We start from the raw sequence: 17,049 nt of genomic DNA on the forward strand, positions 1-17,049 counted from the left end.
AACACAGTTATTACTCCTTTTAAGTTTTGTCACTTATGAGTCTAACTGGGTTGGACTTTTTTGTTAAATTTCTAAATGTTACAAACTAGCACCACACGTATTGCCTTAAATTTAGGTAGGGATAAAATGTGTCCAAAAAATATGTTTTTCATCTGACCGATTTACTTATTTTTTTGAAGACACGTTTTGATTAAACTAATTTTTCCGTATATCCGGTTTCTTCATAATCCGCCTTTCATTAAATAATGATAAAAAAAAATCACCCCTACGTAAAAATTACGTAGGGACGATTTATCGTGGTACCACCCTTATTTACTATAAAAATATAGCCTCAACAACACAAAACAAACTATGTCTGGGACTATATCGTATCCTCACGAGTACCTAGCTTTCACCAGTCACCACTGCTCAGAGCTCATATTCAGTCTTATATAATCTCTGCCCTTTCACTGACGACAGTCGCTGTGTGATTATGCTAAGACTTACTCTTCTCATCATCGCTAATATTATTAAATTTATTCTTATTAAAACTTAGTGATAATAATAGCTTAGTTATAATTATAAATCAAGGAGAAATTTAATTATCTTTTCATAAACATAAGACAGTGAGTTGGAATCGCTGCAGTTAACATATTATTCGCCACTTTAGCTACTAGCCTATTTTTGAGAATTCAAAATGAGCTGCTTTTATAAAAAAATGTTTTTTCAGAAACTGTATAAAAATAGCTGCTAATTTCCTTCTTCTGTATTTTACAGAAAAGAAAATTAACAACTACCACTTAAGTCCTACTCCACTACTTATTGTTTAACGTACCACACTTTTAAATCTGTGGCCGCCGCCGATACACGATGAACCGCCGGTAAACATACTGCCATGGCAAGGCTAAGGCGTGTACCAAACGTGTATACGGGAAAGCACCGAAGATCATAAAGCCGAAGATCACGTGGCACTTATACAGCAATGGCGTTTGCAGCATCAGCCGAAAATCAGGATGGAACATGAAGATCTGCCGCGCCCAAACCGCCAATGTATCCCGGTAATTAAAGCTAGGATTCAACGGTCCCGAAACAAAGGACGATAGCATCCCCAACGTGATCTCCGCCGTCAAGGCGACGATCACAAGTAGATCACCGGTCGAGCTAGCATGGAATACCCGATGATCATGGAAGCGGCGGAAGCAAAGAATATAAACGCCGACGGTAGCTAGAATACCGAAAAACGCACCGGCCGGAACGGCGATCACATGGTGGTAAAATTCATCAGTGATCCCCAGTGCCGCGGTCCACGATTTAGGGATCAGCACCCCCATAATGTGACCAAAGAACACGCCGATAATGCCGACATGAAACATAATACTACCGATCATCAAGGTCTTTTTTTCCAACAATTCACTGGATTTAGCGGTGACCGTTGGGTGGAAAAAGGCAAAGCGGATGATCGTGCCGAAGACAAACGACCCCAGCATCAGATAAGGATAAACACTCCACAAGAAAAATTGAAACGGATGGCTCGCAATCATCTATGACACCTCCTGTTGTGCGACGATGCAGGATCTGAATTCTTGCCGGAGTAGGCGAATCAATTCCAGATAAGCTTCCCCAGCATATTCAGCTTCATTTTTCAATAGGTTGTAGGTGCCGTCTTCAATAACTTGGAACACCAAACCGATATCTTGCTGTCGAGCATCTTGATCCCACTTACCATAGGTCAAGAATTCCAACATCAACGGAAAATAATCAGCTAGTTCGTCACTATCAACAGCGACGCCAAACATTTCGTACAACATCTTCAGTTTTGCTAACAGTTGGCCACGTTCCCGTGAATCCTGATAGCGGTAGTAGCTTAAATATAGTGTAAAGCGTTTATTTAAGTCGAAAAGATTGGAATATTCTTGCTGTAAGTCAAATAATGATTTTTGCTGTAATTGCTTGATCCAGGCAACCAGTGCCGCTTTATGCGGTGTTTTCGGATAATCGCGGGTAAAATCAGCGACTAACGTTGGCTGTAATAATTCAGCGCTGGGATAATCTAGCCAGTGCGAAAAGTAAACGAAGCCGGGCCGCAATTGGTCCACGCGTTCAATATTAATCACGCCAGATCCCCCCATAGAATGTTTCAGCATAAATTTCTGCCGTTGATTTACCGGCTTCTGCCTTGCGGAACATGCTGCTGTGCTGTGGTGCTAGGCTGCAGCCTTGGCATTCATCGTAGCCTAATGTCCCTTGTTCATCATAACCATCTTCAACTTGTTCCTTATGGTTAGTCGGAATTACGAAGCGATCTTCATATTTAGCGATCGCCAACAGCCGGTATAGGGACGTAGCACTGCGTTCAGTCAAATCAACCCGCGCTAATTTTTCTACATCAAAATCTTTACCGCTGGTGCGAGCCCGCATATACAGCCGCATCATCGCTAATTTGTACAACGCCGACTTGATCGCGATCCGATTACCACCGGTCAACAGGCTAGCTAAATAATCAACTGGGATTCGCATTTCATCGATCCCAGGGAAAATCATTTCTGGATCCTTGATCGAATCGCGGCCTTCAAAGTAGTTCATGATCGGTGACAACGGTGGCACATACCAAACCATTGGCATGGTCCGGTATTCAGGATGTAACGGAAAGGCAATTTTTTCTTTGACTGCCATCCGGTAGATCGGTGAGTTTTGCGCCGCAGTGATCATTTCATCACTGATACCATCAGCGTAAGCTTGGTCAATAATTTTCGGATCGTTAGGGTCTAAGAACAAACTGAGTTGACTTTCGTATAATTTAGAATCATCAGGTTCTTCAGCGGCCTCTGCTACGCGATCAGCATCGTATAACATCACACCAATATAGCGAATCCGGCCAACACAAGTTTCCGCACAAACGGTCGGCATCCCTTCTTCGATCCGCGGATAACAGAAGGTACATTTTTCGGCTTTATTAGTCCGCCAGTTGAAGTAAACCTTCTTATACGGGCAGCCGGTCATGCAAAAACGCCAACCACGACAACGTTCTTGATCGACTAAGACGATACCATCTTCATCCCGTTTATACATGGCGCCAGATGGGCACGAAGCGACACAAGGTGCGTTTAAACAATGTTCACATAAACGTGGTAAGTACATCATGAAGGCTTGTTCAAAGTTAGCCTTAATATCCGTTTCAATTTTTTGCATATTAGGGTCTTGATCAAATGTGTTTGGTGAACCTGCCAAATCATCATCCCAGTTGGGGCCGTTTTTTAGGTCCATATATTCACCAGTGATCTGTGATTTAGCGCGTGCTACTGGCTGATGTTTCTTTTCCGGGCCAAATAGCGTTTGGTAATCATAGGTCCAAGGTTCATAATAATCATCTAATTCTGGCATGTCGGGATTGTAAAAGATCTTACCTAAAGCAATTTTGTTTAATTTGTTGCCGGCCTTTAATTGTAATTTGCCTTTGCTGTTAAGTTCCCAGCCACCATGATAGTGGCTCTCGTCTTCCCAACGTTTCGGGTAACCAACCCCAGGTTTAGTTTCAACATTGTTAAACCACATATATTCGGCACCAGGGCGGTTGGTCCAAGTATTTTTACACGTGACCGAACAGGTATGGCAGCCGATACATTTATCAAGGTTTAATACCATGCCGATTTGCGCTTTAATCCTCATTCCAGTTCACCTTCTTTAATTTTCTGACGTTAACGTAAAGATCACGTTGGTTCCCGATCGGGCCATAATAATTAAACCCGTAACTCAATTGCGCATAGCCTCCCACCATTTGTGTTGGCTTAATGTGGATCTGCGTTGGCGCGTTATGGCTACCGCCGCGATTGCCGGTAATGATCGACAAAGGTTCCTGAATTTCCATGTCTTGTGCATGGTACATATACATCGAGCCTTCTGGCATCCGGTGACTGACCACCGCTCGCGCAGTAACAACGCCGTTACGATTGTAAAGTTCCAACCAATCGTTATCTTTAATGCCGATCTTATCAGCATCTAGCGGGCTCAGCCAAACATTTGGACCGCCACGGAATAACGTTAACATTTCTAAGTTATCGTAGTACATCGTGTGAATATTCCACTTACCATGCGGTGTCATGTAACGTAAGGTCAACTCATTGGCATCCGGCGTGATCTTGGTATCTTTAGGTCCCATCACTGTCGGTGGCAGGGTCGGTTTATACGTTGCTAATTCTTCGCCATACTCCTGGAAGGTTTCATGATCCAAATAGAATTGTTGCCGGCCGGTCAAAGTCCGAAACGGCACTAACCGTTCAATATTCAAGGTAAATGGTGAATAACGATCACCATCATGCTTCGAGCTACTGAAAACAGGGGTTGGGATCGCCTCCCGCGGTTCGGTGGTGATTGCCTTAAAGGTGATCTTTTCTTCCGCTCGCCCTGCGCTAATATCTTGTAATTTGCGGCCAGTTTTAGCTTCTGCGTCCGCCCATGCACGTTGGGCCACGTGGCCATTGGTTGCACTGGACAACAGCAATACGGCTTCCGCAACTTTTTTATCTTGATCAAGTTTCGGACAATCAGCATTGATCCCATCATCCCAAACCGAATTACGATCACGCAATTCAGCATATTCTGGCTTAACGCTATACGAATAACCAGTTGCACCAACATTACCATCAGCGTGAGGCCCTAACGCCACATACTTGTTATAAACTTGCGTGTAATCACGTTTGACTAAGGACAAGCTTGGCATCGTCTTACCAGGAATTGGTTCGATCTCACCGTATTTCCAATCTTTGATCTCACCTAATGGCTGCGAAATTTCCGCCTTCGAGTCATGTCCTAATGGCTGCGTCTTCAAATCATAGACTGGTTCCGGCATGTATTTAGCCGCCATCGTTGAGAATTTACGGGCAATTGCGGCAAAGGTCTGCCAGTCACTCTTAGATTCCCATAATGGACTAACTGCGGCATTAAATGGATGGATAAAGGGATGCATATCCGTTGAAGACAAGTCTTCCTTTTCGTACCAAGTAGCGGCGGGCAACACCACGTCTGCATAAAGTGGTGTGGTGACCATCCGAAAATCTAACGAAACCAGCAAATCTAATTTACCTTCAACCGTTTGGTCATTCCATTTCATTTGCGTTGGTTTAAAGTTGTCGTTACTTTTAGCCAGCAAGCCATTTTCAGCACCAAGCAGGTGTTTCATGAAATATTCTTGACCTTTACCAGAGGAAGCAAATAAGTTAGACCGCCAAACAAACATCGCCTTTGGCTGATTTTGCGGCGCATCAGGATCTTCGGCCGCAAAATGCAAGTCACCCGACTTTAGCTCGCTGACCACTTTTTTACTGATGGTCGCAATATCGGTCGTGTTGTACTGTTCAGTGAAGCTTAACGAATTACGATCGAATTCTGGATAACCTGGCAACCAACCAAGCCGGATCGCCATTTGGTTATAGTCGGCGGGATGATCATAGCTGTGTTTCACCTTTTTAACGGGTGATTTCAGCGCTCGGTTATCTAGTTCATCGTACTTCCATTGATCACTGGCAAAGTAGAAGAAGGACGTACCGTTTTGTTGGCGCGCACCACCAGGTTGCCAGTCGTTGGCAAAGGCGATCGTGGCCCAGCCTTCCGCTGGCCGCAGTTTTTCTTGGCCAACATAATGGGCCCAGCCACCACCAGAAACACCTTCACAGCCGCACAAAAGCAACATGTTAATGATCGTCCGGTAATTCATATCACTATTGAACCAGTGATTGATGCCGGCGCCCATGATCACCATTGATTTACCACCTGTATCAATGGCGTTTTGGGCAAATTCACAGGCGATCTGAACAACTAAGCTTTGCTTAACGCCAGTGACGGCTTCCTGCCATGCTGGTGAATAAATACTAGCCGCATCATCGTAACCTTGCGCCGCTAAATCATCATCGGCGGTGCGCTTGATGCCGTATTGGCTCATCATTAGATCATAAACAGTGGTGACTAACTTTTGCTGGCCGTTAGCCAATGTAATCGAACGAACCGGTAAATGCCGCGGTAAGACGCCATTACCTTGCTGATCAAATACTGGAAAATCAACAACGACGTTCTCACTGTCGGCACCAACACTTAATTCAGGGTCGATTTTGTTGCCGGCATCATCCTTTAAGGTCAAATTCCACTGGCGATTATCTTCCCACCGTTGACCGACTGTTCCGTTTGGCACCACGATCTGTTGGGTATTTTGATCCCAGACCACCGGTTTCCATTCAGCGTTAGCGACTTCATCATTATTCAAATCGCTGATCCGCACAAAGCGGCCTGAAGTAAAGTGGCTGTCATTGGCCGCGCTAGGGTCTAAGAAAACTAAGAATGGTAGATCGGTAAATTGCTTGGCGTAATTAACAAATTGCGGTTCTTGCCGCTTTTGATAATATTCATTTAAAATAACGTGGGTCATCCCTTGCGCCAAAGCGGCGTCAGTACCAGGATGTGGCGCCAACCAGTTATCGGCAAATTTAACGTTTTCCGCATAATCGGGGCTGACGGCAACAATTTTAGCCCCATGATAACGGGCTTCAGTCATGAAATGAGCATCAGGTGTCCGGGTCAACGGTACGTTGGAGCCCCACATCATAATGTATTGGCTATTGTACCAATCACTGGATTCCGGCACGTCTGTTTGTTCACCCCAAACTTGTGGTGAAGCCGGCGGTAGATCGGCGTACCAATCGTAGAAGCTTAACATTTCCGATCCCAGTAAGGACAGGAAGCGGGCGCCGGAAGCGTAACTGATCATCGACATTGCTGGGATCGGTGAAAAACCAGCGATCCGATCAGGGCCGTATTTTTTCAGCGTATAAATTAGCATCGTGGAGATCAGTTCTAAGGCTTCATTCCAATGCACACGGACTAAGCCACCATGACCACGGGCGCTTTTATAATATTTTGTCTTTTCTTTATCCTCAACGATGCTTGCCCAAGCAGCAACAGGATCGCCGGTATTTTTCTTAGCTTCTGTCCACAATTGCCACAACTTGCCACGAATATAGGGATATTTGATCCGGACTGGGCTATACTCGTACCACGAAAAACTAGCGCCACGCGGACAGCCCCGTGGTTCAAATTCCGGCATATTCGGCCCACATGATGGGTAATCAGTTGCCTGATGTTCCCAAGTAATGATGCCCTGCTTGACGTAAACATTCCAACTACACGAGCCAGTACAGTTGACCCCATGAGTTGTGCGCACAACTTTATCATGTGCCCAGCGCTGCTTGTACAATTTTTCCCAGCGGCGATTATTTTCTTCCAGCTGTGTAAAACTGCCGTTAAATTTCTCGACTTGTTTAAAAAAGCGAGATTTCACGATACCTCACGTCCCTTCCAGAACTAGTGTGTTACAAAAAGCGCTTACCTTATGGAGTATCGCCTAATGTAGCTAGACGTTACGATCCGCTTTTGCAACACGTTTCACTAAATTTTTAATTTCAACTACTTTATGACCAAATATAATCAACACTTCAAACTAATTTCTTCGGCAAAAGTTGCGCATAAAACTAGGACTTTTCCCTAATATTCACAATATCATTTCTAATGCTATACTGCGATTAGGGAATTGCCCGAATTTTACGAAAATTATAGATGTTTTTACGAAAAATAAGAGTGCTGAAGCGTCTCGCTTCCAGTAGCGCTTTTAGGATCAGCAATAATCTAGTTTTAGTATTTTTTCATGAGTACGATCAATGGAAGGAGAATTTAGCGATGGAACGTTATGATCGGCAAATGCGGGTCAAACAAATTGGCGCCGCTGGTCAGGCCAAGATCAGCGCCAGCACGATTTTAGTCGTCGGTTGCGGTGCACTAGGCACTTACGCCGCGGAACAATTAGTACGCGCTGGCGTGGGCACGCTGTACCTAGTCGATCCCGATACCGTCAGCGTCACTAACTTACAGCGCCAAAGTTTGTTCACCGAAGCTGATGCCGCCAACAGCCGATTTAAAGTTGATGCTGCAGCGGCTAAGTTGCGGCGAATCAATCATCACGTGACCATCCAGGTTTTCCCCGTTGAATTACGACCAGAATTATTGGCACAAATGAAGCCGCTGACTTTAGCCTTGGACTGCAGCGATAATTTTAGCGTGCGCGATATGTTGAATCGGCTAGCGCTGAATCAACAGTTCCCCTTTATTTTTGCGGCTTGTGCTGGGGTTTCCGGACAATTAATGTTGTTGGATCCTAGCAAAGGCCCGTGCTTAAATTGCGTTTTCCCCAACATCACCCAATTAAAGGAACGCGACTGCGATATTTTAGGTGTGGTGACCCCGCTGATCCCCTTAGTTTCCGGCTTGCAAATTGCTTTGGCGCTACATTACCTAGTTAGTGGCACTGGCCCCTTCGATCAGCTGACCACAGTCAGTTGTTGGCCGCCAAGCCAACACAACTTTCAAGTCAAAAAGCGGCCCACTTGTCCGGTATGCCAACATACACAAGTTAATATTTCCTTAAATGATAAAACGTTGTTGCGCCGTCTGTGTGGCAGTCAGGCTTGGTCAGTTTATTTACCACAAACGCGCAGCATCGCTGCTGTGACTGCTACCTTGGCCGCACAAAAAATTGCCTACCAGCAAACACCTAGTATGGTGACCTTTGCTTGGCAAGGGGCGCCTACTACTTATTTCAAAACCGGTAAAGTACAACTTTACCAACTGGAACAAGCACAGGCACAACTGCATTACCGCGCATTGTGGCAACTACTAAAAACCGCCCAGAAAGAAGGCCAGCTCAATTGACAACTGCGACTATTTTAACGATCAGTGACACGCGCACGTTGACCAGCGATAAAAGCGGTCAGACCATTGCGGCCACACTAGTTGCTGCTGGCCTAACGGTTAGTCAGCGTTTAGTCGTCCCTGACGATATTGTGGCTATCCAAAGCGCCTTTCTCCAACTGGAACAAACAGCTCCTGATCTGATCATCACCAATGGTGGTACTGGCATTGCACGCCGTGACGTGACTTTTAACGCCTTAGAACCCCTATTACCAGTGACCATCCCCGGTTTTGGTGAACAATTCCGCCAAATCAGCTTCGCGGAGATCGGCACCCACGCCTTAGCCTCCCGCGCCTTAGCTGGCTTCAATGTTCGCGAGCAACTCTGCTTCGTATTGCCTGGCTCGACCAATGCCTGTCAAACCGCGCTGCAGCAATTGATTTTACCTGAACTGAAACATTTGTTATTTGAAAGAAGAAAGTAGGTCATTAAATGTTAGAACGTCGCAAACCGATCACGTTAGAAGAAGCCCAAGCCAAATTAGCGGCCTTGGACCTGCCACAACAAGTTGAAACGATCCCCCTCGCCAACGCTAATCACCGCGTACTGGCGGAAAATATCACTGCGGCATACGATTACCCGAATTTTCGTCGTTCTGGTTACGATGGTTACGCTATTCGTGCTGCTGACGATACAGATTTCCCCAAAGTATTCACCGTAGCTGGTGAGATCCAAGCAGGCGCCACCTTCGACCGGGACCTAACGGAAAATGAAACTGCCCGGATCATGACGGGGGCCTTTGTCCCGGCCAATGCCGCCAAAGTGATCATGTTGGAACAAACACGTGTAGTACCTGGTCACCCTGATCAAGTTAAAATTATGGTCAGCGCCAAGCGTGATAACATTACCCCAGTTGGTTCTGAATTCAAAGCTGGTGATTTACTGATCGCCGCTGGTACCGAGCTTAATCCAGGCGGCCTTAGTTTGCTCGCCGCGTTTGGTGCCACTGAAGTCAAGGTTTACCGCCAACCGCGGGTCGCGATCATCACCACCGGCACCGAATTACTGCAAGCTGGTGCCCAGCCGCAACCAGGCAAGATTTTCAATAGTAATGGCCCATTAATTGCTAATTTAGTGGCCGAAAGTGGCGCCGTTGTCACCGAAACCATCCAATTAATCGATGATTACAAGTTATTGCAAGCTAACTTGGAACGCTTGCAGCGCAGCAATGATCTTGTGATCACCGATGGCGGTGTTTCCGTTGGCGATTTTGATTATCTGGCCACAGCCGCCCGCGATTCTGATCAATTGCTATTTAATAAACTTAAAATGCGGCCAGGTAGTGTCACGACCGCCTTTGTCGATCATGACACCTTAATCATTGCCTTGTCTGGTAACCCTGGCGCCTGCTATACTGGTTTTTATTTATTCGCTGAACCAATCCTACGGCGCTTCGTCGGTCGCCCTTCTCGGTGTCAAAAGGTAACCGCAACCCTAAGTGTGATCTACCCTAAAACCAACGGGTACGATAAAGTCCTACGCGGTCATTACGAACAAAGCGCTGGCGGCTATCAGGTCCATTTAAACGGCAGTGATGTTTCCGGGGCTTTAGGCAATCTGCAATCCACAACTTGTCTATTTAAAATTCCGCATAGTCACGATCCCTTGCCGCTTAATGCTGAGGTGGAAACATGGTTGCTCCCCTTCAAGTAGTCGGATTTAAGAAAAGTGGTAAAACCACAACGTTACGCGATTTTTTAGCTGTCCTTCAACAACGTAAGCAGCCCGTGTGTGTACTTAAACATGACGCCCATCACGCCCAAATGGATCAACTAGGTACGGATACCGCCGCATTTAGCGCCGCTGGTGCGCAAACTGTTTTACTGGCCACCGATCAGGCCGTTATGGTGCATCAACAGTTGCCGCAGCTGCCTAGTGCCCAACAATTGATCGCTACTTACGCCCAACCGGGTCAATTTTGCCTGCTGGAAGGGTTCAAAACTGCAGCTTATCCGAAACTGATCTTATTGCGCCCCGGTGAACGCCCGGCTGATTTTGCAACCTTGACCCAGATCAGTGCTTACGCCAGCTTACACACACCAGAATTCAGTGGTTGCCTAGATTTTCGCACTGCGGCTCAGCGCCAAGCTTGGTTTACCGCTTATTTACAGAAAGTAGGGATCTAATGGCTGAACTCACTCATTTTAACGATCAAAATCGGGCGCGGATGGTGGATGTCACCGCTAAAGCCGTCACCGCCCGTACTGCTAAAGCCACCGGGCAGATCACCATGCACCCAGCAACTTTGGCGCGCATCCACGCCGGTACTATGAAAAAAGGCGATGTACTGGCCGTGGCTCAGGTGGCCGGCATCATGGCCGCTAAGCAAACTAGCAATTTAGTTCCAATGTGCCATCTGATTCCGTTAACTGGCGTCGATATTCATTTTAGCGACAACGATCAGGATACGATCACGGCGGTGGTCACTGTTAAAACCAAGCACGTCACTGGCGTGGAGATCGAGGCGCTGACGGCTTGTCAGATCAGCTTATTGACGATCTACGACATGTGCAAAGCGATTGATCGCGGCATGGTCATCAACAATGTCCATTTATTGGAAAAAGATGGCGGTAAAAGCGGCCATTTTACTTACCATGGTGAAAACTAAACCGCTCGGGATTGTTTTGGCCGGCGGCCGTTCGCGCCGTTTCGGTCACGATAAGGCCTTAACACAATTACCTGATCAACCGCGATCTAACGCCGTTTTAGCGGTTCAAAAACTATTACCGCTGACAGCTACTGTTTTTGTAGCGGCCAACCTGACAAATGCTGCGGCGTTACGCCAACTATTTGCAGCTGAGCAGCGGGTCCATATTTGTGTTGATCAACCCCCTTTTCGTGATTGCGGACCTTTAGGTGGGCTCTTTGCGGTTACTGCGCAGCAGCCACAACAACACGACTACCTTTTGTTAGCCACCGATTATCCATATTTGACCGGCACCTTATTAAGACAGTTAGCACAGCGACCGCAATGTTTCCTTGCTACTGCCACCCAGGCCCACTATACCTTGGCCCATTTTACGACTACGCAGGTTGCCGTGCGGCAATTTTTAACCAGCGGTCAGCGCCGGTTGCAAACTTTTATCGTTGCTGTTGCCGGTTGTCAGCCGTTACTAGTGGCGCCCACCACCGCGTTGACCAATTTGAACCAACTAAAATAATCAAGGACGTGAACTTATGCTCAGTAAAGATGATATGGCTCCAGCCGATTTTCAGAAACTGCTTAATATTGCTTTGATGGACCTCCGCATTCGCCGAACGCTTTTAGAAAATGAAATTGCGGATCAACGTGCCGACTTACGGACTTTGGAGCAGGATGAAGCCATTGAAAAGTTAGAACAACAAATTCAACCTGTTCGTGAAGATTACGATCACTATAAACAATTTTTAGAAACAAAAAAATAACTTATTTTATAAAAAAATCCAGCTTTTTTTGACATTTTAGTAATTTAAATCTAACTCTAGCGTAAATTCATGACCAGATTATGCTATACTCAGAGAGGAGTGACACTGTTATGGGTGACAAAAAACTCGCCGCCGACTTGGCTTACCAAGAACTTGTGCGGACGATCTACCAGCAGGAAGATTTCGATTTTGTCGGCATCGCTTTGCAAGATACCACGAGCTGGCGCAAAATCCATTGGCGTTATGCGGCTGGCAATACTAGCCAACGCTTTCGAAAAATCATTTTGCGCAGCGGGATCGGGATCGCCGGTTTAGTCATACGTACTGGCGAACCGTTTTTGGAAAATGATCTTGCGCATCATCAGTACGCAGGTTATATGTCGCAACCGATCACGCTGATCGAACAGCTGACTAGTGCGGTTGCAGTACCGATCTTTGATCAAGATCATCTCGTTAGCGGCGTTTTGCTGGCTGGTTACCGGCAGCAACAAAGAGTCACTGCTCACTCCGGTCACGTGCTGCAGGAATATTTACAACCATTCCAGTAAATCACGATTCATCACGTGACAAGGAGCTCCTTGTCACTTTTTTTATACCATCTTTTTGTTATGACCCAAGGTGCCGGTGCGGAGCAAAGAAGCTGAAAGCGCTTCGCCAATCTGGTATGATAGTAACTGTTAAGTTTCGAGGTGATAGCCATGTTAGAATCTGTTAGTTGGGTCGAAAAGAATTTCAATGAAGCCCCAGATGCGATCTTCATTTTTCGCGATGATCAACTGCTAGTGAGCAATTATGCCGCCCGGACGCTGCAAGCTGACTATGCGTTGAGCACTGCCTATATTACTAAATTAATGAACAGCGTTGTCCAGCAACAAAGCTCCCGTACGGATGATTGCTTTAATTGTGCCGCGTTAGATCAAGCCAAACCGGCGATTCCCTTTACCTTACCGGTCAAAGACGGACACCCGCTATCTTTTTTCTTAGTCTATTCTGAACTGGATGCTGCTAAAAAAGTCTATTCGTTGACGTTGAAAAGCAATGACTTACTACAACGAGTTGATCAATTAGCCCAGCAACGCAAACTAGTACAATACGTCAACCGGGCGCACGAAGAAGAACGTAAACGCTTGTCGCAGGATCTGCACGATAGTATTGCCCAAGGCGTTTATTCGTCGATCATGGGTGTCCGCCATTTAGAATCAACAATGGCGCAAGCGGACCCGACTGCTTTTGCGCACCAAACCAAGTTGATCGAAAGTCAACTTTACGCGACCTTACAAGAAATCAAAGGAATGGCCCTAGATATCCGGCCATCTGTGCTTGATAGTTTTGGCTTACCGGCGGCCTTAAAGGCGTTGGCTAAACGTTTAGAAGAAAATACCGGGATCGAGATCATTGTCGTGGCACACGATATTGCTGAGTTGAAACTGTCCGAAGACGTACAAACCGTTCTTTACCGCATTGCTCAGGAAGCCATGACTAATGCGATCAAACATGCGGAGGCTAACGAGATCAATCTGATTTTAGTTGCCCATGAACACGAGATCAGCTTAGAGATCATCGACGATGGTACCGGCTTTAACGTTAAAGAACATGTCAGCTTTAATGGCCACTCACTTGGTTTATTGAATATGAATGAACGAGTCAAGTCACTGCACGGTACCTTTCAGATCAAATCAGAAAAAGGTAGCGGCACCACCGTGACGGCTAGTTTTCCGATCGCCTAACGGGCCATGCACTGAACCGTGCACCAAAACTTTATTCTATATTATGAACAGGAGCCTCTCCGACTTGTCGCGCCCAGCGCGACTTAGCGAGGAAGGTCATCCGTCGAGAAAATCTAAGTTTCGGTACGAAACTTTATCCTATATTATGAACAGGGGGGACCGCGCTTGTATAAAGTCTTGATCGCCGATGACCACGCCATCGTGCGCAGCGGTCTGTCATTCCTCATCAATCAGCAGCCCAACTTTCAAGTTGTTGCCCAAGCGGCTAGTGGCAATGAAGCCTTCTTTGAAGTTGAGCGCGCTGGTGTTGACTTGATCGTGCTGGATTTAAATATGCCACCTGGTGAGAATGGTTTGATCACTACGCAACGGATCCACGACCGCTTTCCAAAAGTCGGTATCGTTATTCTGTCAATGCACGAAGAGCAAGACTACATCGATCGGGCCATGCAAAACGGCGCGGATTCTTATGTCTTAAAAAGTTCACCTGATACTGAACTACTCAGTGCATTAAAGGCGGTCGCTAACCACCAAACCTATGTGGATCAGAACATTATTTTGACTAAAAATGATGTTGCCGAAATTAATTCAAAAGATAACGACGTCAACGTTAAGATCGAGGGTTATTCAGACTTATCTGGCCGTGAACGTGAAGTTTTACCACTGATCGCGCTCGGCTATTCAAATAAAGAAATTGCTAAAAAGCTCTATATTTCGATCAAAACAGTTGAAGCACACAAGGCAAGCATCAACCGCAAACTTGGTTTTAAAAATCGGGTTGATCTAGTTCACTATGCTCTTCACCACGGTTTAGTCGATTTTTGATCACTTTTGGGGTAAAACCCTAATGGTAGCCGGACCACATCATTATTATCATAGAAATTAGCGGGTCGTGCCCCCAACAATTGGCAGACACGGCACACTTTAACGCCAATATTCGGAAGAATAAACAAGGAACCGCGACATAATTGACTTACGTCTCAGTCCCTTTTACATAATTTAAGGCATCATTTGGCAGTGAATAACGCCAACTGATGCGCAGGAGGAACACATTCACCGTGAAAGTTTTAGGGATACTAGGCGCCCATAAGCGTGACGGTTTAACCGCACAGTATTTGGCTGCCACTGCCAAAGGCTTACCAACCGCGGTTGACTACGAGTTACTCTACCTAGCCGACTACGCTATTGAACCGGATACCGGCCAACCTAATCCAGTTTTGGATCAGCTAGAAGCTAAATTACAGGCTAGTGATCTTTGGATCATCGCAGCACCGACTTATTGGGGTGCTTTAGCAGGCACTATGAAAAACTTCTTTGATTGTATGCGGCCACGAATGGTTCGCATGACTAAGGCCGCTGACACATTACCCGGCCAATTTAAAAATAAGCATTATTTAGCCCTTACCACCTGTTTTCAATCTAGTTTAGAAAACTTTTTTGTCGGTATCACTGATGATACGTTTAAAACGATCGACCGGGTGCTGACCGGCGCAGGATTGATCAAAGTCGGTGAAATCGTGGGTACCGGAACTTGGCAACAGCATCAACCTAATCCCCAAAAATTAGCTTTGTGTACCCGTTGGGGTGCTAAATTGGCCACTAAACAAAAAAAGGATGACAACACCGTGAAACGATACATACAATTATTTGGCATGATCGCCGTAATGGCTTTAGTGACGATGGGTTTACAACAATTGCTCTTCAACGTTTTCGCCAACGGTCAATTTTGGATCACCTACGCCACTTTCGTGATTATTTTCTACGTTTTACTAGCTAGTTTACTTCATTTTTTCACTTTTTTGCGTCATCGTCGTCGTTGATCTAATATAGAAAGTAGGTAAAATTCATGGCTCACAATGTTAGTCGCACTGAAGAACTGATCGGTATTTTAACGGATGTTTCCCATCATCGCTTTCGTGAAGCGCGTAGTATCAATCCAGAATCAATGTTGTACCAAACCACTCATTACGCAGTCCAAGAAAAATTATTAGCGGATGCCTTCGTCGAAGATAGCACCAACCGGCCTGTGGCTAGTATTGATCTCCGCCACGCTAGCTTAACCAAAGCCGGTGAAGAATTTTTAACGGCGCATCAACAAACCGAAGCATAATTTAGACTTGTCAGCCGGTGCGCTGACTGGTACCCTACAGAAGGACTGATTAGATGGACATTCAAGAGAAATTAAAAGCAAAATACGAAAATACGCCAATTTATACATCGGCTTTCTACGCTGATCCTGAAGATACCCTTAAAAATCGAGCAACGCTGCTCTCATCACTTAAAGCCTTTACCAAAAACCAGGACGCGGCGACACCATTTGCTTTGCAGATCATGGCGACTAACGCTGAATTGGCGATCGCGCCTTTAGGATTGCTTGATCTGCAGGAACTCCAGGATTACACCGCCCAACAGCGCAAAAACGATGGCGCGATCGCCGATGATGAGACGTTTGCCTTACCGTTGGTGGTTCAATTTGAAGCCCATACCGAAAAAGCTAGTGTGGAAAAGGAACAAGTGACCACTGTTGACGCCTTATTTAATGATTTCACCTCTGCTTTTGAAAAAGTTTGGGCGCAAGTCAAAATTTATTTGGCAAAAAATCAGGCCTTATTGGAAGAAACCGTCGCTGATCTGATCACCGACAGCCAAAAGATCGCACCTAAATTTGTCAGTCAATTAAGCGCAATGTCCGCAGCCGAACGTGAAAAAACTATTGGTTTCAAACTGCCTGACGCAGAGCTAGAACGGTTCAGTGGCTATTTAGCTGACAATCACGAGGTCCGCGCAGTAATTTCTTCCGCCGCTGCTTTTGCAACCAATGAAATTATCGGCGATAGCTTTTTTGGTCAGGCCATGAATGAACGCATTCTACGGAATACTTTCTTCTGGGATCTGGATAACACTTTCCATGATATTTTCTATTATTTTTTGCGTAAGTATGCTGCAACTGATGCTAAACTAGCGAAACACCTTAACCACATTAAACCTGGCTTATTATCAAAAATGCGCAAAGACGCGTGGGAAAAATCCGACGAGCTTGCCCATGATGCTAAAACCACCCAAAAAGATCTCGATCGTATGTTTACAGCAGTTTTCATGCCATTATCAGAACAATTGGCAGCTGCGATCGCCAAATTCAATCATTAGAAC

General features: G+C 45.8%; 17 protein-coding genes. 13 read left to right on the forward strand and 4 right to left on the reverse strand.

Going from position 1 to position 17,049, the window contains the following annotated elements; all coding sequences use genetic code 11:
* Positions 1-821: 821 nt before the first annotated feature.
* The 4 genes from narI to FFM78_RS09735 are packed head-to-tail and all read right to left on the reverse strand — an operon-like array spanning position 822 to position 7,303.
* Positions 822-1,520, reverse strand: coding sequence for a respiratory nitrate reductase subunit gamma (narI, locus tag FFM78_RS09720; RefSeq protein ID WP_137638248.1), 699 nt, complete (start codon positions 1,518-1,520; stop codon positions 822-824).
* The gene (gene narJ, locus FFM78_RS09725; protein ID WP_137638249.1) at positions 1,521-2,093 is read right to left on the reverse strand and encodes a nitrate reductase molybdenum cofactor assembly chaperone; all 573 of its coding nucleotides are present in this window, start codon (positions 2,091-2,093) and stop codon (positions 1,521-1,523) included.
* On the reverse strand, positions 2,086-3,645 hold the full coding sequence (narH, locus tag FFM78_RS09730; RefSeq protein ID WP_137638250.1) for a nitrate reductase subunit beta: 1,560 nt from the start codon (positions 3,643-3,645) through the stop codon (positions 2,086-2,088). The genes narJ and narH overlap by 8 nt, the downstream gene beginning before the upstream one ends.
* Positions 3,635-7,303 carry a nitrate reductase subunit alpha gene (locus FFM78_RS09735; protein ID WP_171001872.1) on the reverse strand — a complete coding sequence of 1,223 codons (3,669 nt, stop codon included), beginning with the start codon at positions 7,301-7,303 and terminating at the stop codon, positions 3,635-3,637. The genes narH and FFM78_RS09735 overlap by 11 nt, the downstream gene beginning before the upstream one ends.
* A 395-nt stretch (positions 7,304-7,698) precedes the next feature.
* Between FFM78_RS09735 and FFM78_RS09740 the strand changes: the two genes are divergently transcribed.
* The 13 genes from FFM78_RS09740 to FFM78_RS09800 all read left to right on the forward strand — a co-directional run bounded on the left by FFM78_RS09740 (position 7,699) and on the right by FFM78_RS09800 (position 17,046).
* Positions 7,699-8,727, forward strand: a complete 1,029-nt coding sequence (locus FFM78_RS09740) for a HesA/MoeB/ThiF family protein (RefSeq protein ID WP_137638252.1) — start codon at positions 7,699-7,701, stop codon at positions 8,725-8,727.
* Positions 8,724-9,191, forward strand: a complete 468-nt coding sequence (locus FFM78_RS09745) for a MogA/MoaB family molybdenum cofactor biosynthesis protein (protein WP_137638253.1) — start codon at positions 8,724-8,726, stop codon at positions 9,189-9,191. The genes FFM78_RS09740 and FFM78_RS09745 overlap by 4 nt, the downstream gene beginning before the upstream one ends.
* A gap of 8 nt (positions 9,192-9,199) precedes the next feature.
* Positions 9,200-10,420, forward strand: coding sequence for a molybdopterin molybdotransferase MoeA (locus tag FFM78_RS09750; protein WP_137638254.1), 1,221 nt, complete (start codon positions 9,200-9,202; stop codon positions 10,418-10,420).
* The gene (mobB, locus tag FFM78_RS09755) at positions 10,399-10,893 is read left to right on the forward strand and encodes a molybdopterin-guanine dinucleotide biosynthesis protein B (protein ID WP_137638255.1); all 495 of its coding nucleotides are present in this window, start codon (positions 10,399-10,401) and stop codon (positions 10,891-10,893) included. Before FFM78_RS09750 ends, mobB begins: the two co-directional genes overlap by 22 nt.
* Positions 10,893-11,375, forward strand: a complete 483-nt coding sequence (moaC, locus tag FFM78_RS09760) for a cyclic pyranopterin monophosphate synthase MoaC (RefSeq protein ID WP_137638256.1) — start codon at positions 10,893-10,895, stop codon at positions 11,373-11,375. The genes mobB and moaC overlap by 1 nt, the downstream gene beginning before the upstream one ends.
* Positions 11,362-11,928, forward strand: coding sequence for an NTP transferase domain-containing protein (locus FFM78_RS09765; RefSeq protein WP_137638257.1), 567 nt, complete (start codon positions 11,362-11,364; stop codon positions 11,926-11,928). Before moaC ends, FFM78_RS09765 begins: the two co-directional genes overlap by 14 nt.
* Before the next feature lie 16 nt (positions 11,929-11,944).
* Positions 11,945-12,172 carry a hypothetical protein gene (locus FFM78_RS09770; RefSeq protein WP_137638258.1) on the forward strand — a complete coding sequence of 76 codons (228 nt, stop codon included), beginning with the start codon at positions 11,945-11,947 and terminating at the stop codon, positions 12,170-12,172.
* Positions 12,173-12,282: 110 nt separating this feature from the next.
* Positions 12,283-12,720: a GAF domain-containing protein gene (locus FFM78_RS09775; protein WP_137638259.1), complete on the forward strand. Its 438-nt coding sequence runs from the start codon at positions 12,283-12,285 to the stop codon at positions 12,718-12,720.
* Positions 12,721-12,870: 150 nt separating this feature from the next.
* Entirely contained in the window at positions 12,871-13,899 is a 1,029-nt protein-coding gene (locus FFM78_RS09780) for a sensor histidine kinase (RefSeq protein WP_137638260.1), read from the forward strand.
* Positions 13,900-14,064: 165 nt separating this feature from the next.
* Positions 14,065-14,724 carry a response regulator gene (locus tag FFM78_RS09785; protein ID WP_137638261.1) on the forward strand — a complete coding sequence of 220 codons (660 nt, stop codon included), beginning with the start codon at positions 14,065-14,067 and terminating at the stop codon, positions 14,722-14,724.
* Positions 14,725-14,957: 233 nt separating this feature from the next.
* Entirely contained in the window at positions 14,958-15,719 is a 762-nt protein-coding gene (locus FFM78_RS09790) for a flavodoxin family protein (RefSeq protein WP_137638262.1), read from the forward strand.
* A 26-nt stretch (positions 15,720-15,745) separates the two neighbouring features.
* On the forward strand, positions 15,746-16,009 hold the full coding sequence (locus FFM78_RS09795) for a hypothetical protein (RefSeq protein ID WP_137638263.1): 264 nt from the start codon (positions 15,746-15,748) through the stop codon (positions 16,007-16,009).
* Positions 16,010-16,062: 53 nt separating this feature from the next.
* The gene (locus FFM78_RS09800) at positions 16,063-17,046 is read left to right on the forward strand and encodes a hypothetical protein (RefSeq protein WP_137638264.1); all 984 of its coding nucleotides are present in this window, start codon (positions 16,063-16,065) and stop codon (positions 17,044-17,046) included.
* The last annotated feature ends 3 nt before the right edge of the window (positions 17,047-17,049 follow it).

The sequence above is a fragment of the Loigolactobacillus binensis genome, from assembly GCF_005405165.1.
In the GTDB taxonomy this organism is placed as follows: domain Bacteria; phylum Bacillota; class Bacilli; order Lactobacillales; family Lactobacillaceae; genus Loigolactobacillus; species Loigolactobacillus binensis.